33 protein-coding genes are annotated in these 20,444 nt (G+C 38.2%); 16 read left to right on the top strand and 17 right to left on the bottom strand.

Going from position 1 to position 20,444, the window contains the following annotated elements; genetic code table 11:
* Positions 1 to 226: 226 nt before the first annotated feature.
* The 3 genes from AC1M9J_RS03100 to AC1M9J_RS03110 form a co-directional block, all read right to left on the bottom strand.
* A complete protein-coding gene (locus tag AC1M9J_RS03100; protein WP_481951845.1) occupies positions 227 to 1,600 on the bottom strand; it encodes an ABC1 kinase family protein in 1,374 nt (457 codons plus the stop codon).
* Between the two features lie 143 nt (positions 1,601 to 1,743).
* Positions 1,744 to 2,049 (bottom strand): hypothetical protein, encoded by a 306-nt coding sequence (locus AC1M9J_RS03105; protein WP_481594617.1) that lies wholly within the window; start codon positions 2,047 to 2,049, stop codon positions 1,744 to 1,746.
* Between the two features lie 123 nt (positions 2,050 to 2,172).
* Entirely contained in the window at positions 2,173 to 2,382 is a 210-nt protein-coding gene (locus tag AC1M9J_RS03110; RefSeq protein WP_035263597.1) for a cold-shock protein, read from the bottom strand.
* A gap of 371 nt (positions 2,383 to 2,753) precedes the next feature.
* Between AC1M9J_RS03110 and prmB the strand changes: the two genes are divergently transcribed.
* The 3 genes from prmB to AC1M9J_RS03125 all read left to right on the top strand — a co-directional run bounded on the left by prmB (position 2,754) and on the right by AC1M9J_RS03125 (position 5,316).
* Positions 2,754 to 3,764, top strand: coding sequence for a 50S ribosomal protein L3 N(5)-glutamine methyltransferase (gene prmB, locus AC1M9J_RS03115; RefSeq protein ID WP_092766327.1), 1,011 nt, complete (start codon positions 2,754 to 2,756; stop codon positions 3,762 to 3,764).
* Between the two features lie 14 nt (positions 3,765 to 3,778).
* Positions 3,779 to 4,864, top strand: a complete 1,086-nt coding sequence (gene aroC, locus AC1M9J_RS03120) for a chorismate synthase (protein WP_092766326.1) — start codon at positions 3,779 to 3,781, stop codon at positions 4,862 to 4,864.
* A gap of 98 nt (positions 4,865 to 4,962) precedes the next feature.
* A complete protein-coding gene (locus AC1M9J_RS03125; RefSeq protein ID WP_143047393.1) occupies positions 4,963 to 5,316 on the top strand; it encodes a hypothetical protein in 354 nt (117 codons plus the stop codon).
* Between the two features lie 42 nt (positions 5,317 to 5,358).
* Here AC1M9J_RS03125 and AC1M9J_RS03130 read toward each other — a convergent pair whose 3' ends face one another.
* Positions 5,359 to 5,835, bottom strand: a complete 477-nt coding sequence (locus AC1M9J_RS03130; protein WP_035263591.1) for a hypothetical protein — start codon at positions 5,833 to 5,835, stop codon at positions 5,359 to 5,361.
* A gap of 148 nt (positions 5,836 to 5,983) precedes the next feature.
* Positions 5,984 to 6,532 carry a hypothetical protein gene (locus AC1M9J_RS03135; protein ID WP_179998064.1) on the bottom strand — a complete coding sequence of 183 codons (549 nt, stop codon included), beginning with the start codon at positions 6,530 to 6,532 and terminating at the stop codon, positions 5,984 to 5,986.
* Between the two features lie 272 nt (positions 6,533 to 6,804).
* Between AC1M9J_RS03135 and AC1M9J_RS03140 the strand changes: the two genes are divergently transcribed.
* Together AC1M9J_RS03140 and AC1M9J_RS03145 are read left to right on the top strand one after the other, a co-directional pair.
* Entirely contained in the window at positions 6,805 to 7,038 is a 234-nt protein-coding gene (locus tag AC1M9J_RS03140) for a hypothetical protein (protein WP_035270711.1), read from the top strand.
* Between the two features lie 310 nt (positions 7,039 to 7,348).
* The gene (locus AC1M9J_RS03145) at positions 7,349 to 8,611 is read left to right on the top strand and encodes a tyrosine-type recombinase/integrase (protein WP_481951846.1); all 1,263 of its coding nucleotides are present in this window, start codon (positions 7,349 to 7,351) and stop codon (positions 8,609 to 8,611) included.
* A 13-nt stretch (positions 8,612 to 8,624) separates the two neighbouring features.
* Here AC1M9J_RS03145 and AC1M9J_RS03150 read toward each other — a convergent pair whose 3' ends face one another.
* The 12 genes from AC1M9J_RS03150 to AC1M9J_RS03205 form a co-directional block, all read right to left on the bottom strand.
* Positions 8,625 to 8,891 (bottom strand): helix-turn-helix domain-containing protein, encoded by a 267-nt coding sequence (locus AC1M9J_RS03150; protein WP_481608542.1) that lies wholly within the window; start codon positions 8,889 to 8,891, stop codon positions 8,625 to 8,627.
* Positions 8,891 to 9,154: a hypothetical protein gene (locus AC1M9J_RS03155; protein WP_481951847.1), complete on the bottom strand. Its 264-nt coding sequence runs from the start codon at positions 9,152 to 9,154 to the stop codon at positions 8,891 to 8,893. The genes AC1M9J_RS03150 and AC1M9J_RS03155 overlap by 1 nt, the downstream gene beginning before the upstream one ends.
* Complete coding sequence (locus tag AC1M9J_RS03160; protein ID WP_481951848.1) at positions 9,147 to 9,434, bottom strand: hypothetical protein; 288 nt, start codon at positions 9,432 to 9,434, stop codon at positions 9,147 to 9,149. Before AC1M9J_RS03160 ends, AC1M9J_RS03155 begins: the two co-directional genes overlap by 8 nt.
* Positions 9,434 to 9,673, bottom strand: a complete 240-nt coding sequence (locus AC1M9J_RS03165; RefSeq protein WP_481951849.1) for a hypothetical protein — start codon at positions 9,671 to 9,673, stop codon at positions 9,434 to 9,436. The genes AC1M9J_RS03160 and AC1M9J_RS03165 overlap by 1 nt, the downstream gene beginning before the upstream one ends.
* A 130-nt stretch (positions 9,674 to 9,803) precedes the next feature.
* Positions 9,804 to 10,091 (bottom strand): hypothetical protein, encoded by a 288-nt coding sequence (locus AC1M9J_RS03170; RefSeq protein ID WP_481951850.1) that lies wholly within the window; start codon positions 10,089 to 10,091, stop codon positions 9,804 to 9,806.
* Positions 10,088 to 10,765, bottom strand: a complete 678-nt coding sequence (locus AC1M9J_RS03175; RefSeq protein WP_481951851.1) for a hypothetical protein — start codon at positions 10,763 to 10,765, stop codon at positions 10,088 to 10,090. Before AC1M9J_RS03175 ends, AC1M9J_RS03170 begins: the two co-directional genes overlap by 4 nt.
* An 11-nt stretch (positions 10,766 to 10,776) precedes the next feature.
* Positions 10,777 to 11,100 carry a hypothetical protein gene (locus AC1M9J_RS03180; protein ID WP_481951852.1) on the bottom strand — a complete coding sequence of 108 codons (324 nt, stop codon included), beginning with the start codon at positions 11,098 to 11,100 and terminating at the stop codon, positions 10,777 to 10,779.
* Positions 11,084 to 11,317: a hypothetical protein gene (locus tag AC1M9J_RS03185; protein ID WP_481951853.1), complete on the bottom strand. Its 234-nt coding sequence runs from the start codon at positions 11,315 to 11,317 to the stop codon at positions 11,084 to 11,086. Before AC1M9J_RS03185 ends, AC1M9J_RS03180 begins: the two co-directional genes overlap by 17 nt.
* On the bottom strand, positions 11,292 to 11,558 hold the full coding sequence (locus tag AC1M9J_RS03190) for a hypothetical protein (protein ID WP_481951854.1): 267 nt from the start codon (positions 11,556 to 11,558) through the stop codon (positions 11,292 to 11,294). Before AC1M9J_RS03190 ends, AC1M9J_RS03185 begins: the two co-directional genes overlap by 26 nt.
* Positions 11,559 to 11,765: 207 nt before the next feature.
* Positions 11,766 to 12,350 (bottom strand): hypothetical protein, encoded by a 585-nt coding sequence (locus tag AC1M9J_RS03195; protein ID WP_481951855.1) that lies wholly within the window; start codon positions 12,348 to 12,350, stop codon positions 11,766 to 11,768.
* Complete coding sequence (locus AC1M9J_RS03200; protein ID WP_481951856.1) at positions 12,343 to 13,404, bottom strand: hypothetical protein; 1,062 nt, start codon at positions 13,402 to 13,404, stop codon at positions 12,343 to 12,345. Before AC1M9J_RS03200 ends, AC1M9J_RS03195 begins: the two co-directional genes overlap by 8 nt.
* Positions 13,405 to 13,466: 62 nt before the next feature.
* Positions 13,467 to 14,168 carry a S24 family peptidase gene (locus AC1M9J_RS03205; protein WP_481608555.1) on the bottom strand — a complete coding sequence of 234 codons (702 nt, stop codon included), beginning with the start codon at positions 14,166 to 14,168 and terminating at the stop codon, positions 13,467 to 13,469.
* A gap of 111 nt (positions 14,169 to 14,279) precedes the next feature.
* Between AC1M9J_RS03205 and AC1M9J_RS03210 the strand changes: the two genes are divergently transcribed.
* The 11 genes from AC1M9J_RS03210 (at position 14,280) to AC1M9J_RS03260 (ending at position 20,247) form a co-directional block, all read left to right on the top strand.
* Positions 14,280 to 14,489 carry a Cro/CI family transcriptional regulator gene (locus AC1M9J_RS03210; protein WP_481608556.1) on the top strand — a complete coding sequence of 70 codons (210 nt, stop codon included), beginning with the start codon at positions 14,280 to 14,282 and terminating at the stop codon, positions 14,487 to 14,489.
* 51 nt (positions 14,490 to 14,540) lie between these two features.
* Positions 14,541 to 15,005, top strand: coding sequence for a phage regulatory CII family protein (locus AC1M9J_RS03215; RefSeq protein ID WP_481951857.1), 465 nt, complete (start codon positions 14,541 to 14,543; stop codon positions 15,003 to 15,005).
* A 51-nt stretch (positions 15,006 to 15,056) separates the two neighbouring features.
* On the top strand, positions 15,057 to 15,740 hold the full coding sequence (locus AC1M9J_RS03220) for a phage antirepressor KilAC domain-containing protein (RefSeq protein ID WP_481951858.1): 684 nt from the start codon (positions 15,057 to 15,059) through the stop codon (positions 15,738 to 15,740).
* Between the two features lie 223 nt (positions 15,741 to 15,963).
* The gene (locus tag AC1M9J_RS03225; protein WP_481951859.1) at positions 15,964 to 16,194 is read left to right on the top strand and encodes a hypothetical protein; all 231 of its coding nucleotides are present in this window, start codon (positions 15,964 to 15,966) and stop codon (positions 16,192 to 16,194) included.
* A complete protein-coding gene (locus tag AC1M9J_RS03230) occupies positions 16,194 to 17,111 on the top strand; it encodes a hypothetical protein (RefSeq protein ID WP_481951860.1) in 918 nt (305 codons plus the stop codon). The genes AC1M9J_RS03225 and AC1M9J_RS03230 overlap by 1 nt, the downstream gene beginning before the upstream one ends.
* A complete protein-coding gene (locus AC1M9J_RS03235) occupies positions 17,104 to 17,982 on the top strand; it encodes a hypothetical protein (protein ID WP_481951861.1) in 879 nt (292 codons plus the stop codon). The genes AC1M9J_RS03230 and AC1M9J_RS03235 overlap by 8 nt, the downstream gene beginning before the upstream one ends.
* Positions 17,983 to 18,183: 201 nt before the next feature.
* Entirely contained in the window at positions 18,184 to 18,417 is a 234-nt protein-coding gene (locus tag AC1M9J_RS03240) for a hypothetical protein (protein WP_481951862.1), read from the top strand.
* Positions 18,414 to 19,004 (top strand): hypothetical protein, encoded by a 591-nt coding sequence (locus tag AC1M9J_RS03245; RefSeq protein ID WP_481951863.1) that lies wholly within the window; start codon positions 18,414 to 18,416, stop codon positions 19,002 to 19,004. The genes AC1M9J_RS03240 and AC1M9J_RS03245 overlap by 4 nt, the downstream gene beginning before the upstream one ends.
* Entirely contained in the window at positions 19,001 to 19,174 is a 174-nt protein-coding gene (locus AC1M9J_RS03250) for a hypothetical protein (RefSeq protein ID WP_481951864.1), read from the top strand. The genes AC1M9J_RS03245 and AC1M9J_RS03250 overlap by 4 nt, the downstream gene beginning before the upstream one ends.
* Before the next feature lie 97 nt (positions 19,175 to 19,271).
* Positions 19,272 to 19,676: a DUF1064 domain-containing protein gene (locus tag AC1M9J_RS03255; protein ID WP_481951866.1), complete on the top strand. Its 405-nt coding sequence runs from the start codon at positions 19,272 to 19,274 to the stop codon at positions 19,674 to 19,676.
* A gap of 10 nt (positions 19,677 to 19,686) precedes the next feature.
* Entirely contained in the window at positions 19,687 to 20,247 is a 561-nt protein-coding gene (locus AC1M9J_RS03260) for a hypothetical protein (protein WP_481588311.1), read from the top strand.
* Positions 20,248 to 20,444 lie beyond the last annotated feature (197 nt).

Raw genomic sequence — 20,444 nt, forward strand, 5'->3', positions numbered from 1 at the left:
GTTGTAAATTCCCTGATGGTTTTTTTATACAACAAGATCGTGACATGTGTTTAGTGAAATGACTATGTCGAAAATGACTAGCTTAAAAGACTTTTTTGACCAAACAGATAAATGGTAATTGAATAGGTATTCTAATGAAATTTAAGATATATTCTTTTTAGTAATTAAATTTTTTATTTAATAAATTGACCATAGTGACACGATAGATCACTATGGTCTTTGTTCCTTAAACATATGATTGGATCATTTTGCGCACATTTGTTTTTGCTTCGATCACAGTCATGAATGTATATGCACCAATGAACTTACGACTGATGAACATAAATTCTTTCGGTGGAACTGAAAAATAGCGCGATGCCATCGACTTGGATGCTCGTTGCATCACACGGCTATGCAGTTGGCTTTGTTTCCAATCATAGCGCTGCTGTTCATCCATAATGCCTGTTGGTAGGTCTGGATTATTGCTATAAGTACTAAAAGCTTCAGTAGCTAGAAGGAACACTTTTGCCATGTCAGGTTTAATGCTTAATGGCATTGCATCGAAAAACTCATAACCTGTCATAGCATTGACCATGGCTTGAGCATCATGATGATAGCCCGCGGTAATTAAATTACGAGCTACCTTGAGGAGTTGATCATCAAATTGACGGATCGCACCGAAGTCTAAAAGAATGATTTTATCTTCAATTTGCGCGCCGTCACCTAAGCGTACTAGGTAGTTACCAAAGTTAGGATCAGTCTGCATCTCGCCCCATTCAAACACTTCACGAACGGCAATTTCAAGCGATGCTTCACCTAATTTGTTGCGACGCTCCTGAGGGAGTGAAAGCATGACTGGGCTATTAATCGGAACACCACGCTCAAAAGTCATACAAAGCACTTGATCTGTACAATATTGATCAATAATTTGTGGAACAACATAACGCGGATCATCTTTTAAACGCGCTCTAAAGCGACGTGTTGTTTCAGCTTCAATTTTGTAATTTACTTCACGGTGCATCATTTCGCGAACCTCATCAAACCATTGATCAAATTCACGAGTTTGAGGAACCATGCGTGTAAGTTTGAGCATGTTCTTAAACAAGCTCATATCTGAGTCAATTGCGCTTGCTACACCTGGATATTGAACTTTGAGCACCAATTCAAGACCATCAGACTTACGTGTTGCACGGTGAACCTGTGCTAATGATGCGGTGCCTAAAGGCTCATGATCAATGGTGAGATCATCGAGTTTAGAGCCAAGTTGGTTGCGCAGTTGGTCATGGATGGCAGGCCACGCGAGGGCAACGGTCTGATTATTTAAAGTGTTTAAAGCTTGCGTGATCTCTTCAGGTAGAAAATGCTCACCATATAACGCCATCATTTGACCAATTTTGACGATAGAGCCTTTTAATTTACCGATTTCAGCAACAAGATAGTCAGCTTGTTCTTTCATCGCTTGTTTACGTTTTTTTTCTTTTTCTTCTTCGCTTGAAAAAATAGAACTCGCACTTGAAGCAGCCCAGCGTGTGCCAGCCAGTAGAGAAGCTTTCGCAATCGAAAGACGGCGATCCATTGAAGAAGTTTTTAATTGTTTAAGCTTTTCATTCTGATCTGACATGAAGTTTAGGTCCTTTAAGCGAATCGCGCAGAGAAATCATTGTATTGAATATTACATGTTATGAACGTATTAAAATAGTTCAAGTATTTCAATATCAGGTGTATAAATGGTCAATTTATTCAAACTTAAATAGCCTAAGCTTTTTAAAGTCGATATTTAACTGGGAGTTGAGCTCGAGTAGACAGAGACACGCGATACTCAGAGATGAATAACTTCATTAAGTTGACAACAGTTTCATGAATAAATCCAAGGGCATATGCTTTGATAATAATGACGCTAGGTAAGCTGAAGAAAAAATATTTGACATCATCCAAACTTGGATTTTCAAAAATTTGATGATCCATCAAAAATTGCTTAAGAAATTGTTTTTCTGTTGTGACACGAGGGGAAGAATCATCACTCCAGTAATTTTGACGCATTGCCATTAAATTATTGTGTTTATAACTCATACTTTAACTTTTGAAATTCACTTTAACTTTTATTAGTTTGAGTCTAAATTTTCTTTTTCAACTCTGGTGAGCTTTTCGAGAGACAAAAAAAAGCGGGCAAAGCCCGCTTTTTTTAACAGTTAATTAAACTGCTACGATGTCAACAGCGTTAGGACCTTTAGGACCTTGAGTTACGCTGAATTCAACTTGTTGGCCTTCAGCCAAAGTTTTAAAGCCTGAACCCTTGATTTCGCTAAAGTGAGCAAAAACGTCAGGACCGTTTTCTTGTTGGATGAAACCGAAACCTTTAGTTTCGTTGAACCATTTAACTGTACCTTTAACAGTATTAGACATAATAGGAATCCTAATAAAACTTTAATGTTATGAGTTTGAACTCAATGATGTAACTTGGAAAAAAAATGAAACTTAAAATCTGAAACCAAACGTAGGATTATGACTAACACTGCGAAATAAAAGATTTAATGAAACAACATAAATTTTCTAGTTGGCTTCGAGTATACACGATTATTTTCAATATCGTTAGTTTTAATCAACTTTCTCGCTATTTTAAAACCTGAATGAGTAGACCTTATTCAATGGATAATTCTAACTATTCAAATTTTCAATACAAATTTGCCGAATAACACGGATAGAACTTTTTATTAATAGGATAAAACAAGGTATCATAGACCGTTTTTAAAAAATTGACCTTGGAGACGCCTTAAGTGGATCGACCGACTATTAGCCCTGAACATCTACAGGAAGCCGCTGAAAACTTAACAACTATTCGAGATTTTATTCGTTTTGGAGTTACAGCATTACGTCAATACGATGCACACTTAGGTCAAGGTACTGAAGATTATTTTGCTGAAAGTTCTGCTTTAGTTTTACAAACTTTGTCACTAGACTGGAATGCCGATGCTGAGATTTTAGACTCAAAATTGCTGCCAAGCGAAGTTGCGGAATTCTTGAGCTTACTCGAACGTCGTATCAATGACCGTGTTCCTACTTCATATTTATTAAATCTTGCTTATTTCTTTGGTAAACCATTTTATGTCGATGAGCGTGTACTGATTCCACGCTCACCAATCGTTGAGCTGATTGAAAATCGTTTTGCACCTTATTGTTTGACTGAAAATGGCGAAATGGGTGAAGCGGTCAATAATTTGCCAGTGAATCCAAATCCTAAAACTCCACAGCGTATTTTGGATATGTGTACTGGCTCTGGTTGTATCGCGATTGCTTTGGCATATGCATTCCCTGATTCTGAAGTTGATGCTACTGATATTTCAAAAGAAGCCCTTGAGGTTGCTCAAATCAACTGTGAGCATCACAATAAACAGTATCAAGTCGCTTTATTGGAATCTGATCTTTTCGCTAAAATACCTGCTGAAAATCAATACGATTTAATTATTTCTAATCCGCCGTATGTCGATGCTGAAGATATGGCAGATTTACCAGATGAGTTTCATCACGAGCCAGAATTGGCATTGGCAGCGGGTCAAGATGGTTTGGATCTTGTGCGTAAAATGCTGGCTCAAGCCGCAGACTATTTAACTGAAGATGGTTTAATCGTCATTGAAGTGGGCAACTCAGAATGGGCGATGAAGCAAAACTTTAATACTGTTGATTTCTACTGGTTGCAATTCCAACGTGGTGGATCAGGTATTTTTGCACTGACTGCAGCACAATGCCGTCAATATCGTGATTTATTCATTCAATCTGTTCAAGTTTAAAGGAGTTGTTGAACATGGCTGGCAATAGTATTGGACAATTGTTCCGTGTAACAACTTGTGGTGAATCTCACGGTGTTGGTTTGATGGCGATTGTAGATGGAGTTCCACCAGGTCTGAAGTTATCGGCTGAGGACTTACAAATAGACTTAGATCGTCGTAAACCAGGTACCTCTAAATTTGCAACACAACGCAAAGAACCAGATGAAGTTGAAATTATTTCAGGTGTGTTCGAAGGTAAAACCACTGGGACATCCATTGGTCTTTTAATTCGAAATACAGACCAAAAATCTAAAGATTACGGTAATATCGCACAAACTTTCCGTCCAGGTCATGCAGACTATACTTATACACAAAAGTATGGTTTCCGTGATTACCGTGGTGGTGGTCGCTCAAGCGCACGTGAAACAGCGATGCGTGTTGCAGCGGGTGCAATTGCTAAAAAATTCTTATTTGAAAAATTTGGTATTGAAATCCGTGGGCATGTAACTCAAATCGGAACTGAAAAAACAGCAAAATTAGATTGGAATGAAGTGCCGAATAATCCATTCTTTTGTGGTGATGTTGATGCCGTACCACGCTTTGAAGCACTTGTGACATCATTGCGTGAAAAAGGAACAAGCTGTGGAGCACGACTTGAAATTATTGCTTCTAAAGTACCCGTAGGCTGGGGAGAACCTGTTTTCGACCGTTTAGATGCTGATATCGCACATGCGATGATGTCAATTAATGCGGTTAAAGGTGTAGAGATTGGTGATGGTTTTGGTGTGGCTGAACAATTTGGTCATGAAACACGTGATGAACTGACAACTGATGGCTTCTTAGCGAATCACGCTGGTGGTATATTAGGTGGTATCTCAAGTGGTCAAGATATTCGTGTATCAATTGCACTAAAACCTACTGCTTCTATTACCACACCAGGCAAAACGATTACCATTAATCGTGAAGATACGGATGTGCTTACTAAAGGTCGTCACGATCCTTGTGTGGGTGTTCGTGCGACTCCAATCGCTGAAGCGATGCTTGCAATCGTGTTAATGGATCACTTTATGCGTCATCGTGCCCAAAATGCCGACGTTGTTGCGCCATTTGAGCCAATTTAACCAAAGTAAAAAAGCGTATGATGTAAAAAGCCAGATGATTGATCTGGCTTTTTAATATAATTTTAAAATTGCAATTGAACGTTTTATGGGGAATTCAATTGAAAATAAGGATATTGGTTGGGGCGATGGTCTTATGCGGATTATCGTATAGTTATGCGAATGGCTTAACACAATCTCAGTTTGATATTGAAGTGAAGTCAATTTATAACGAAATTGAAGCGAGTCAAATTCGATTACATCAATCGGTCGATAGTAAGCAGAATATTTCGTTGATCATTCAAAGAGCTTGTGAATATGCAGATGCATTAAATGCTTTAGAGCGAATAGCACAAAAGAATATTCATATGGCTAAAGCAAAAGAAGAAGCATTATTTGCAAAAAAAATGAGAAATTCTTTTGAGTTATCATTCCAAGATTTAGGAACAAGTTATCAAAAAAGTTGTAAGCCTTAAAAAAGCCAGTTCAACGAACTGGCTTTTTAGTGAATAATTCATTTATTCGATAGTTTGACCTGTATAACCTTTGATAAATGTTAAGTAAGCAGAAGACTTCTGACCGTCAGCTTGCAGGATGGGACGAGTCACTTCGCCGTTAGCTGTCACGATTTTTAGATCAATTTGTTTTGCGTCTCTAAATGAGTTTAAAAAACTTACAGGAACGACAATAAAATTAGATGAATTCGTTACACCAGCTGCAGTTGCATATTGGGTTGGTTGAATTGTTGAATAGACATAAGGCTGACCATCAACAATAAAGTTCAATTGTTTTATATCGTGCTGTATAGTGTCATTTACATCTGCAGTTATTTTAAAACCATTACGCTTTTCATCATTCCAACGGAGTGCAAGCTCAGGGCAAATTTCATCAGTAGCACAGATGAGAGGTCCTTTGGTTACAACACGTTCTGGATAACTTCCTGCACAACCTGTTAATACAACCAATGCTGAAATAAGCGCTAGTTTGATTTTCATGATTTTACCTATTGTCTTGTTTATTATAACTGTGTACACAATTTGTTAAATCTAACGAAAAATTCTAAAAAATGAAATGCCTAGCAGTCTAATAACACGTTGCAGTTTTGTATAGATGATTAAAAAAAGACCCATAGTGGGTCTTTTTTTACTTTTGCTTAAATTGTTGGTAGCCACTTTTAAATGTTTGATAGGCAAATGATGCATGCCCATCTTTTAAAATGCTATGCGTAATAGCACCTTGATCTGTCACTACAGCAATATCGATAGATTTAGACTGATCAAACATAACGACAAAATTCATAGGTACATCAATGTAATTTGTAGAGTTAATGAGATCGGAATTGTTGACTGATCGTGTATTGGTTTGAGTTAAAGTTGTGTAAGGATAAGTTTGACCATCTAGCGTGAAAATCACTTGCTTGATATCAAAAGATTTTCGATCAAATAGATTGGTATGTACTCTAAATAAATTATTGCTCTGCTGTTTCCAATCAAATGTTAACTCAGTACATGGTTTTGATGGTTCACAAATCACCTGACCACGTGTTTCAATTCGCTTGGCATTTTCTGAAGGTTTAAAATCAATAACATTAGATGCATAAGCTTTTGCAGAACTTGCATTTGGTTTATTGGATACAACGATACACCCACTCAGTGAAAGAGCAGTAAGAATAGATATAAATTGAACTTTCATTATTATCAACCAGTTAAATAGATGTTGTTTTTGTATATGCTAAATTTAGCATACAATCCATATAAATGTTAACCAGTTATCAAAAAATATATATTTAATGTCGTGTTTTGCTATTTTTCTTTTTGTGATGCTTGTCAGGTTGCTTGAATTAAGTTTAAAGGTGGTAAAAAATAATTGATTGAGTCCTTTATGGTCAAACGTTTCTATTTTTGATTGAACACTTTTCAAAAGGTGATATAACTAAAAATAAAGCGTTAATAAAAGAGTATGAAATGAAAACGACTGTAAAATATGTGGTGCTGAAGAGCAAAGACTATCAATTGGGCACTCCATTGTTTGAAGAAACCATCGAGGCAGACTATGCGTATTTCGATTCAATTCCATCAGTCATTCAGTACCAGAATCATGAGTTTAAAGTGAAGTCAAAAGAACTTAATCGAAAGCAAATATTTGATGACTTTGAAGAATCACAAACAATCTTAGTTAAAGTCATCGCACTGAATTAATTTAAAGGCGGCCTTGAGCTGCCTTTCTTATTCTCATCACTATTCATTATCTATTTTATAATATAGTTCTATTTGAAATTAAGCACGGTTCGATATGCACCAAACATTCCCAATCCAAAGTAGGTTAGGTGGATTCTACTTTTTCTATAACACCATTGTGGAATATTATTAACTTAAAATTATATATTTATTAGTGGTTTATATTAATCTTAACGATGCTATAAAAGTCTTAAAAAATCACGTGTAGACTATTTGTAGACTGTTGAGAAGCATGATTTAATAAACTTACTGAAGGTTTATTGGATTAATCATGAAACTCAACAAGTCTAATGTTGATGCTATCCCATTGACGGATTCTGGTCAAAAAATTATCAGAGATACAGATTTGATCGGTTTCGCGATTCGAGTCACCACGAAATCAAAATCCTATATTGTTGAACGGAGACACGAGGGTAAACTTTATCGAGTCGTGATTGGGAAAGCGAATGAAATATCCGTAAATTCTGCTCGAGCAAAAGCCCAAATGATTTTGGCTCAAATCTCCAATGGGGAATACATTAGTCCAAATGAAAAAGTAAACGTAAATAATTTTTTAAATATCACTGTCGATGAAGCATTAAAGATTTATACCGATAGAAATGATTTCAAACCTAAAACAATTAGGCAGTATAAAAAATACTTTGATTTATACTTAAAGTGGTCAGATCGTAAGCTCTTTGAAATAACAAAAAAAGAAGTCCTGGATAAATTTATCGAAGTATCTGAGCTCAGCAAGTCATCAGCCAATGGTGCAATTTCATTGCTTGGCACGGTCTGGAAATATATTCATGTGCTTTATTCGACCGATGAAAACCCAATTTTAAAAAGCAATCCGGTAGATATTATTGCCGTAACTAAAGGCTGGAATAAGATTGAAAGTCGTAATAGGCATTTAGATAAAAGTATCATTCATAAGTACTACAACGCCGTTTTGAATTATGAGGATGAACTTAATCTAGAAAATACAGCACGATCCAACACGCATAGAGATATCATTTTATTTACCATGTATACCGGTTGCCGTCGTCAAGAAGTCTGCGGTCTTAAATGGGAAGATGTGAATTTTAAAGAAGGTATAGTTATTTTTAGAGATACGAAAAATGGTTCTAATCATGAATTTCCAGTAGGGGATCATTTGCTGTCTATATTAAAAGAAAGATACTTACTAAAAGAAAATGATTGGGTTTTCCCAGCGACTAAACTTCCAACTTCTCATAATATTCACGCCACTGTTGTAGATACTGCGCTCAAGAAAATAGGTGCTCAGGTTAATTTTTATGTATCGATGCACGATTTTAGGCGTACCTTCGCGTCAATATGTAATTTACTAAGGTTTAACATCTATGTGACTAAACGACTCCTTAACCATACTGCTAGACCACGGTTAGATGTCACGGGCGGCTATGTTCAAATCCCGATGGAGGAATTAAGAGCATCCATGAATATGATTGAGGCTGTATATCAAGGGAAAATTGATTGTTTTAATTATGAAAGTGTATGGGATGAAAGACTCAAACAATTAAAGGCAGGATAACCTGCCTTTTTATTTATGCATATTGAGCTGTGCAGGTGACGGTTCTGCTTTTTTCGAATGCTAATACATCAGCTTTTCTATATGCAACTCGTCGACCAATTTTGGTGTAGGGAAGTTCAGACCCATCACAGCGCATTCTAGCCAATGTCCACGGGGAACAATCTAAATATAACGCTACCAAATCTTGTCCAAACTTTTGATCATTAGGTGCATCTAAAAAAGGTTTTAATAATTTAGATCGTTCATCTTCATTGATATTCTTAAAACTTTTTAAAGCCATTAAGAAACCTCCTTTAAGCTCTCAACCACACTTTCTGGTAATGCATCAGTTTGATTTTGATCCTCATCTTCAAACCAACAAATATCAGAATCCTCACCACGTGCATCCATTTCACCTGCATGACCACACTTATTGCACTTCACTTCATCACCATCATGAAACCATCCGTGTTTAGCTGCACCAGATGCAGTTGAATATATGGTTGATTTGGAACTACCGCATTTAGTGCAAGAGCACCCCCAATTAATTTTAATTTCAGTCATTGGTTGGCTCCTGTGCTTCGATCATGGCTTCGATATTGCAAACACATTCCTCAATAATTGATTTTGAATATTCACCACTGTTCAAATGACGTATTGAGCATAATTCCATTTTCAAGTCATTCTTTGAAATCAAAACAAATCCCTCCGCCACACTCGCTTTGGCTGCTTCTAATAAATTTGCTGCTTGCTCTAACAATTCTGGTGTTTTAATTTCGCCACGATCACGACAAAAATCAGCACGACCACGCAAGCATTGAATAAAATCCTTTTGAATATCCATCACGCCACCTTCGCCAATTTCACATCCAATGGACTCACCAAATGGACTTTAAATTCTTCATACGACTTCTGACATGCAGAGTTGCCACTCATCTTTGAATCAATAAGCACATAATCCAACTTTGTGCCTTTACCTTTAAATGTCGCGCCACCGTCAGCAAGGTCTTTGCGCACATATCCGAGCAGTACAAGCCATATTTTGAAGGCTTGAAGGTCGCGCTGTTTTATTCTAAAAATCATCTATACCCCCACGTACTCACAAAGTCTTTAATACAAGCTTCGATTCCGAACAGATTGATATCCCGATAAGTTTTAACTCTGCCTCTGCATGTGATTTCAACTGTGCGAGTTTGACTGTTATATGTGTAGCTCATGCTGCCACCTCAGCTTTAAATTTGTCGGCCAAGTCATGCATAAGAAGATTGCTAGATCCTGTTTGATACCAAATTCCCAATTCACCATTAAGCTTGAATCTTAAAATTTCGTATTTCTCAGCATTGGTAAAAACATCAGCACCTTGATCAACAAGCCACTCCGAAAAATCGTTTTGCTGAGATACGTGCAAAGCAATTCGATTTTTATAGGCTCGAGCACTTGGGTAGCGATTGCGTAGTATCTGCCAGTCGTTTAGTGGTTTGACCTTAATTCGCTGACTCATGCTGCCCATCCCATTTGATCAATCTTGGCTTTCACAGCGGTTGAAATAACTTGTTCAAACTGAGATCCCTTAAAGTAGTTATACGGTCTCTTTAAATCCTCTTTAGATTTAGCATTCTCTATATCAAACAATGCTTGATTGAATTCAGCTTCAAGCTGTTGCTGTTGTTGCTGAGCGGCTTCAACCTGACGTTGTTGATTGTGATATTCAGCGGCTTCAGCGACGTACTTAGAGTCATCCCATCTACCTGAAAAAATATCACCAGCAAATCCTAAAAGAGATAAGCATTTAATCATTCCATCTGTTACGCTTTTCTTTGCTGCATCTTCATCTACAATGTATTTTTTTCCATCGCTGGTTCGATATGAAACTTTAGTACCTCCGACTTGCTCAACTTCACCACGCTTACCATCACGGATATACCAGACTCTAACTACAGCAGAATGGATTACATCCTCAGAGCCACAATTAATGTAATGTTCTTGCTTAACTTCGACACCCCAACCAATACCACAAGGACCAAATGTGCGTGTTGCTTGCTCTACAATCCAAAACGGTTTAGGTGAGCTGCCTTTATAGGTTTTGCCAGTAATTGGCTTAACGGCTAGAGGATCGGTCACAAAAACCTCACGCCATAAACTCATGTTGTCTTCAACTTTAACTGGTGCATTCATTTCCATTTCCTTTAATCGCCTTTCCATTTGCTGTTCGTATAAATCTCAGGCTCTTTAGGTATGTAAGGTGTCTGCTCAACTGGCTTAGCTACCTTAGGTAATACAGGACCTTGAAATTCAATGTGTTTAATTAGCAATCGGATTTCATTTTTATTAACCACAAATTGCAGTTGCGTTTTATTGTCTGAAACATAAAGCTCAGTTTTGGTTTGTCGACAAAAGTCCTGATGCCATTTAAGTTTCTTGGCTAGTTCAGAATGTACAAACACCTTTCCAATTTCTGCACCAAAACTATTAAATTCACTAAGAATCAATCCATTAACTGATGTATTCATAGCTCACCTCATTGGCAAACTTGGCTTTGATTGAGTTCACAACATCCTGAGAACAGTAAGTTATGCGAGTTGAGTGACCCTGACTGCAAACCCATATCAATTGATTGTTTGAATTAGGAACAGGGTAGTAGCTGTATGCCATCAATCCACAACCACACTCAGCGTGGCTAGGAAAACAAGGCGCTAACAAGTCACTTTGAATTGATATTGCGTTCATGCTGCACTCCTTGATTTTGTTGATATTCAGCTTCTTTATCGGCTGCATAGAAGCAAGCAGTTGTGAGACCACTCATAATTGAAACTACGACTAAGGCCATAACTATGTTGTGAATAGTGTCTTTAATGAATGACTTAGGCTTCATTTCAGCTTTAGTAGGTGGCTGATATAGGATTTGAGTCGTTTGACTCTGAGCTTTGTCAAACTTCGGCGTTTGACTATGTGATGCGGTTTGATTCATAATAATTTCACTCACTAGGGTGGGTCATGCTCCAGGTTGTTGCTGCAACGCTGGGGCTTTTTTTACTTAATGATTAAAGCATACTTTAATAAATATGTTGTGTAAAGCGCACTTTAATATTATTTTTAAACTTTGCTTTAATTTGTGCTTTAATAGACAAAAGAAAACCCATCACAGGGATGGGTTGTAAAGGAATTGGAGGTGTAGTTAAGGCAGGTGGATTCTGTCTCCCAAATAATACAAACAATAAAAAGTGATAAAGACTAATTGGAATAGGAATATAAATAAGACAAAAGTTACACACATGTAGATTATTGCAAACAATGTTGTATTGGTAATAACTAAATCTAAGCTATAAAAATATTTAATGATTGCACCAAGAATGAGCAAGACAATACTTAGAAAAGTTAAATAAGAAAAAGATTGTGCCAAGAATCTTCTTCTAGTCATCTTTTTTCGATCTTTATCTATGGGTGTACTTCCAACCATATCTTTATCCATGCCAGGATTATTGAAGGTTGATATAGCTGCTAATGCCGCAATATAAAAACCAGGCATGGTTTGTAGAAAATTTAAAATTACATTGTACGCATCATTGTTATATAAAACTGTTTTGCATGAAGTAGCGCATATAAAGTTTGATTTATAAGTGAAAAACAAAACAATGCACACAATTATTGAAAAGAAAAAGGGGAATATCCAATCCATCCTATCCTTTTTCTTGTTCTCATCTAGATTGTCTTTCCAGCTTATCCAGAGATAATCGCATGGTCTAAGAATTTCTCTACTCATACTTTTCATCCTGTAATGCTTTTAACTTTAAAAATATTTGTAAGCATAAAGTTGAGTTTATCTCAGGAATTTCTTTCCAGTCTAGGGGGGTAAAAGAGCGGTGGTCTATCTTTATTGTTTTAGCTAGAGCGAAATCTAAGGTTTCTGTTGGCGTATATGTGTGTGACACAACTTCACCAAAGTCGTCCTTATATCTAATTCGATACTTATGTTCGGATAAAGGGATAGGGGTGGACTTACTAAAAGTTGAATTCCATAAATTTGTTAGTTTAGTCATTAAAGTAGCTTGAATTGCTTCAGGTGAAGTAATTTCATTTGGAATAACTAGCGGATCAACTTCGAAATGGAATGAACTTGAAGTACTATGAAATGAAGAATGCTGGTCAGTCTTTGTTACTTGATGTGTATGAATTAGCTCGAGATCTTCAATTTTACCTTGTTTAAAAGCTTTTAATACCGCATCACTAAAAACATTATCTATTGTTGCTTTAATTTTTTTTGGTAATCTTTGGAATGCGCCATTTTCATCTTTAAAACCAGAAGGGTGATCTTCTGAAAATAATTTCAATACATTAGGTTGAGTCATATTGTTTTCATAAATGAACTCTATTGAACGATCAATCAAGACTCTTAAGAGAGTCGGGTTAACTCTAGATCCTCGTTCTCTTTCAATAGCTAATTTCCCTGAAAATTTGTCATTATTAGTATGAATTACTATATGAACACGTGAATCATCACCTTCATTTTTAGTTTTATTTGTAAGTCTCGTCTTTCCTGTTGAGTTATCAGTGTAGCTGCGATTTCTTGCATTTTTATCCGAAATAATAACTAAAATACTGATATATTTTTTCGCTTCATTTATCTCAATTAATTTGATACGCGAAATCAAAGTTTCCTCATTTAGAGGGTAGCTATATTCGCTGTAATTGAGTTTCGAAATCTCTTTAAATACTTCAATTATATCTATTGGTTGTATAGGTTCTTCATGATCCTTGCTAAACCGCTTAGCATTAAACTTAAAATCATGAATTGAAAATAAAACAGGCTTACTCATAAGTTCCTCAATATTTACCAGATCGACCCTAATGTTCTTCGTCGGGTTCGCAGCATTATTTTCTAAATCTTTCGATATAAACCAACAACCTTTCCAACCAGGCGGCAATCTTCTGTCAGCTTGATTATCTGTTCAGGCCAATCGGGGTTAAGTGGCTGAAGATATTTTTCACCACCCTCAATAATAAGCTTTTTAAAAGTAGCCTCACTCTCACCACAACAAGCAATGATAACTAAATCATCAGTCTGTAAATCAAAAGTCTGAATGTCAGGATTTACATAAATACGATCACCTGGTTTAAAGTCTGGCTTCATTGAGTTGCCGACAACTACCAATCCATAGCCATTCTTGCCACACTCTTTGATCGGAGGAAGGTGTTCCTCAATCTCCGCATCTTTTAAAACAGTCTCGATCGGCTCAAATGAGCCAGCAGCCACCCAAGAGATAACAGGAACAGGCCGCCCCTCGATATTTATTTTCTGCGCCAAATCGATATTGTTATCAAGTTTTTGATCACTTGATGCGTCTAGCATTCCGTACTTAGGATCACCAGCTAGCCAGTGGGGATTTACACCCAAAAATTGGGCAGCTTTAGCATTTTTAAAGCTATCAAGAGATTTTGTCTTGCCATTAATCCACTGACCAACCGCAGCCACAGATGCTTCGCAATACTTAGCCATAGCCGCTCTGTCCAATTTCTTAAGATTTTTTTTGGACAAGAAATGAGATATGGCCTGATTAATCCGATCCTCAAGAGTACTCATATTAAAATTCACTTTAAATTTAAAGCCAGCTTACAACAATATTAATAAAGCTTGCTTGCATAAATGTGTTAAAGTACACTTTAATAATAAAGCATACTTTCGAGATTAGGCATGAGAGTACTTATCAAAACCAGCGACGCTCTTGATCATTTTAAAAATGCATCGCGCCTAGCTGAAGAAATTGGAATTACCCCTCAGGCGATTAATCAATGGGGTGAATACGTTCCCGATCCTTCTGTTGGAAAAATCATGGCTGTTATACCTGGAATTTCTTACAAGATCGTTCGAGAAGCTACCACGCAAACATTGTTAACCGCTTAAACCAATTATTAAGCATTTGAATTTAAACAACCACGTTCAAAGGAACCTTAAATGAACATAACGGATGCAGCGTACAACACAGTTCATGACTACCCGGGTGGCGCCTCAGCTCTAGCCGCACGTATGGGAATCAAAAGCCCAGCTGTGCTTAACAGTAAAGTAAATCCAAATACTGAAACCCACCACTTAACACTAGCTGAAGCATCAAAGCTTATGGCTCTAACTGGTGACTTTCGTATTTTACAGGCTTTATCAGCTGAGCATGAAAAAGTTGCAATTGATCTACCTGAAATTCCTGAATGCCGCGACATGTCACTGACTGACAAAGTGCTGTGCATTGGTATGAAGGGCGGTGATGTGATGAGCCTGTTCCGCGAAATCATGGCTGATGGCCGTATTACGGAAGGTGAAGTGCAAGACATGTCAAAGGTGATTCACCAGATGCACGTTGCTTTGGCTGAGCTGGATAAACAAATCCAAGCTTGTATTGATAACCCAGAAACAGAAAAAGCCTGATGGTCGAGATCAGGCTTTTCCGGTTGTTCACTAACTAACAGGAAAGTAAACATGAATATGATGACACAATTTAATCATAATCAACAGAGCATGACAAGCCTTGATATTTCAGAGCTTTGTCAAAAACGTCATGACAGTGTTAAGCGCACTATCGAGATTTTGTCTGCCAAAACAGAAAAGCGTGAGGCTGTAATAGCACGCCCACACAGTGTGGTTGTGCAAAAGGGGGCTAATAACCGAATTTACGATGTTGAGGTTTTTGTTTTCTCTGGCGAACAAGGCAAATTGGATTCAATCACTGTGGTTGCTCAACTTTGCCCTGAGTTTACAGCAGCAATAGTAAAGCGTTGGTACGAGCTTGAAAGTGCTCAAAACAAATTACCTCAAACCTTCGCCGAAGCCCTACAACTCGCAGCCGATCAAGCGCGTCAATTGGAGCTTGCAGCACCTAAGGTTCAATACTTCGACACAGTTGTAGAGCGCTCAACCTTACTGAACGCAACTCAGGTAGCTCAAAAGCTCGGTATGTCAGCAATGGCTATGAATAAGTTTCTTGATGCTCTCAATGTATACAGTCGTGGCGTAAAGCGTGCACGCGTATTCCAACAATGGTTCATCGATAAAGGCTTTGGTGAGCTTAAACAAACTGAACTTGGATTTTCTCAACCTATGTTCACAACTAAAGGTGAAGCGTGGGTTATTGAGAAACTAGTGAGTGAAGGAGTGGCGGCATGAGTATTGAGGTTAGGCTGTCAGAGATCAATCGAAGCGACAAAACCGTAGTTGTAGAGGCGTTTAACGGTTCACACAGAATCTTCAAAAGTCCTATGCGCTACAAACAGGAAACTAAAAAGAACTTTGAGTCAATATTAAAGAAAGAACTTAAGGCTTTTAGCAAACCATGTTGGGGGGGGCAAGGCTTTCACATAACCTACATGTTCAGATTGGAGGGCGAAAAATGATCAATCTCCATCGTTTCGACAACGATTTTGCTTCGGTATTTGGCTTGAATGCAGGGCATTTCTCACACGGTAATGAGAAGCCAAAACGTGCCGACATTCCACAGCATCAAATTAATAGAAGCAATGCACGCTCTATGGGTCGTGCTACTTATCAGCACACAAAACCATGCGTGTGCGGATCTTTAACACGCGGCACTTGGTCAAATAAATGCAAGGGGTGTGAGTGATGGCTAGAGCAAGAAACATTAAACCATCGTTTTTTATCAATGAAAATCTAGTAGAGCTTTCATTTGAAACTCGACTTCTATTTATTGGGTTATGGACTCTAGCTGATCGTCAAGGCTACCTAGAGGACAAGCCTAAAAAGATCAAAATGGCACTTTTCCCTGCTGATGATGTCAATGTAGACCAAATGTTAAGTGAGCTTCAAGAGCATAAGTTTTTAGTCCGCTACGTGGTTAATAATCGTAAGTGTATTTTCTTGCCAAAATTCACAAAGCATCAAAATCCACATCATAAAGAAACAATTAATGATGTGCCTCGTTACAACCCTGAGCAAGACCTAGGCAAACCCGAGGCAGACCTAGGGCAAGCACAAGACCAAGCTAATGTAGGCATAAATGTCAGTGAAAATCAAAACTACACAAGTGATTTAAATTCAATTACTTATGGTAATGACAATCAAAGCCCTAGACAAACCCTAGACAAGCCTCAGTCTAGCCCTGCTGATATATTGATTCCTGATTCCCTTAACCTGATTCCTGATTGTGGAAACCTGAATACAGAAAACCGAGATCCTCGTTTCGATCTCTCTCTTTCTGATGTGAACACTCGTTTATCAATGGCAGGTTTAAAAAATATCTCTCAACACGATTTGAATGTTTTATTGATTCAACTTAAAGACGCTTATTCACATAAACATCAAATGGTGAAGAATCAGATTCTTGGTAAAGCATTCGAGTGGATTAAGCGCCAGCAAGAAACACCATTGGCAACACCTAAACAACAATCTAACTTCCAAACCACTGCTCAACGAACAGCATCTGAAATGGACCGCTGGAGACAGGCTGAGCGTGAAGTATTAGGTGAGCGGGATGTAACACCAAAAAAGTCATTGCTGATTGAGGAGGTGGGTCATGCGTGAGTTCACCAAAGATGATGCTACGCGTCTGATTTCAAAAATGCGTATCAACTACGGCAAGAAGTTCGCGGATCAGTGGGTTGGTGTTGATGTTGAGGAGCTAAAGCAAGCTATGGTCGACACGTACCAGGGCTTAACAGTTGAAGACTTTGCTCGCGGTGTGAATCGCATGAAGCATGAGCAGTGGCCACCGACTATCCCCGAATTTCGTGCATGGTGCGAACCAAAGACCGATGACTGGCTCGGCTCACATGAAGCATGGGCGATTGCTGAAAAGTCAATTGGCTTTGATGGTCAGGAGTTAACGGTGATTTGGACTGAGCAAATGGCTCAAGCATTCAGTCGCTGCGAAGACTTGGTTAAGACTGGTGATAAGTATCAACGCTCAGAAGCAAAGAAAATATTTTGCGATGCTTATGATCGACTTGTTACTCAAGCTAAAGATCAGGGATTGAAGCCGATTTATGTAACTTCACTTGGGGTTGATAAAGACCAGGCGATTACAGCGATTAAACAAGCAGAAGTTGATGGGTTTTTACCAGCACCTGAAGCTAAAAACTTGCTAGAGCACAAACAAACCACTCACGAGATTAAGTGTGATGCGGAGCGATACAGGACTACAGCTCAAGAGGCTTTAGCGAAACTTGCACCACACATCAAGCGCAATGTGAACAAGATGCAAGATGAACACAAGGAAATCCAACCATGGGAGACGGTAGAGCAGGTACATATCGACCCATTTGACAACATGGAGCAATACAAGGCTTGTCTTGCTTTAGAGAAAAAACCGCTACCACAAGCGGTTAGAAATTGGGAAATGACTTTAGGGGAAATGGTAGAGCAGCGCAGAAAGAGTGTTGGGGGTGTGGCGTGAAGGAGGTATTTCAAATTATCGCTGTATGTATTGCTGTTCTTTACACATACGACTTTGTGAAAGGTTTGATTAATAAAAATAAGAACCTTGACGCCGCAATTGAATGGGTTGGTCGTGGTTACTGTTTTGGATTAGGGCTTTTGATTGTCTTTGTAATGCTTGTTCTCTTGATTAAGTTGTTTAGCAGGTAGGGAGTGGGGTGTGAATAGAGAGAAAACTGAAAACTTCGGCGACATGCTCTCAATTGTATCGTTTGCTCAATTTAAACCAGTCACATCAGCCTGGGTTTCTGCATACCTTTCGGTTTCCAGGAGATCCGCACAAAGATATATCAAAAATTTGATTGATGGTGGGTATTTAGAAAAAACAAGCAAAGGTGTGGTTGCCACAGGAAAGGCATTCAAAATGATTACAACTGGTGGAGCACAGGGGTGAAAAAGCGTAATAAGAAATACAACCCGAATAAGTTGGTCAATCTGTATCGAAATGAATTGGCTAAAACTTATGAGTTGTGGTCATCGTTTGATGATGTTGAATTGACCGAAGCTTCAAACAAATTGAAAGCGGCTGGCGTGTCAAAAAAACAAGCTATCGAAGGTATGTATGAATACTTCGATGGGGATTTGGTTGTGTCAATTTTGTGGGATTTGATTGTTGATGACACAGCGTTTTTTGTGGGCATGGATTCTTACTACTACCACCAAGACGACCCATGCGACATTCAAACATCAGCAAGGCAGTTTGATGTGCCAAGCATGACATACGATCAATTCAAGCTCGGTGGAAGTGACGCAAAGGTGACGGATGAATGTGGCATAAAGCGCAGATGGAAGGGCTTGGAGAAAGAAACCGATGAAGTGCATAAGCCGTTTTTAGATAGGGGTTACAAGCTATTCAAGTGCATGTGCTACATGAAAGCGGATGTGAAGTTTAAAAACTTCGAGTCCTACAACAAATTTAAGGCTGAGCGTGTGAGCCGTGGAATGCGCAGAAAATATCGTTTACAGGAGTTGGCTGCATGAACGATCTAAAAACATTGAACGATAAGCGCAACGACCATCGCTTAACACAAGCAGAACGTGATGAAGCACAAAAACAATGGGATGCTATTCACGCTGAGTTTGAATTGCTGAAAGCGGAAGATGAACGAAATTATGTGAGTTTTGGAGAGGTTGAGGGGTGGAAAGCATGAATAAGCAAACAATTATTCATGCTTGTAATCATGAATTCCAATACTGCTGGATTTACGACTTAGAGATTTGCATTCACTGCCAAGAGGTGAAGAAGTGGTGAGAATGACAGAGGAGCAACTCAAAGCTCGTCAAATGCGCCAGAAATCCACTATTTCGGATAGTAAGTCGAAAGGTGGTGCAAGAGCACTAGGGCGACTTAAACAGGGCGTAATGAACAATACAGAGCGCAAATACGCTCAACATTTAGAACAACTAAAACTATCGGGCGAAATCCAGTATTTCGCCTTCGATTCAATCAAGTTTCGCTTGGCAGACAAAACATTCTACTCGCCTGATTTTATCGTAATGAAAGCAAATGGTGAGCTTGAGGCGCATGAAGTGAAAGGCTTTTGGGAAGACGATGCAAAGGTAAAGATAAAGGTCGCAGCGTCAATGCATCCGATCCCATTTGTGGCGGTCTATTGGGATAAGCAAAGCGGTTGGAAGTTTGAGAATTTTTAAGGGGATGGGGATGAGCACAATTAATATTGATTTAGCGATTGAAAAATTTGAACCATTTGAATGGTTGGCCAAAGGCATTACAGCTAAAACTGCAAATTATGAGCCTACTGTTCGAGGAACTGCAGAAAAGCCTTTAGATTATCAAGATCGACTTGGTGCGATTGCGAGTATGGATACTCAATTAGAGAAGTCGGTGACGAGTTTGATTATTTATGGGGATTTGGCAAAATCAGACTATGAGTACATTAGAAATCATCTAGCGAAGATAATGCTCACTAATGCGCAAGCAGATAAGAAGCGCGAGCCACAGGGAATTGCAATGTATCACCTGGCATGGTTAATGGCTCGAAAGGTATTGGATTTTGCAATGAATCCAAGACTTGAAAATGCATATACGAAATATGGATGTATGTATTACATGGGCATTGGCGATCATCAAATGTCACTTAAGGCTTATGAATGCACTTGGGAGCAATATGAGAAATTGATGGTTATTGCGATTGAAACTGCTATAAATGGAGCATCTGAGGCGATCAAGAAGTATAAGAAAAATACTTTTAAAGAAATGTGAAAATAGTTCTAGGAAAATTTTCCTTGGAATGGTATAGTAAAACTATACTGGTCGTATTACGCAGTTTCAGACCATGTTTAAATTAAGCTCGCCAAATGGTGAGCTTTTTTGTTATCAATATTTCTTTTTTTTTGGTGATAAAGTTACGAAGTATAGTGTTTTAACCGTTTGGTTGTTCTGAAAGCTTTAATAACAGG

It is taken from the genome of Acinetobacter sp. ANC_7588, from assembly GCF_056783995.1.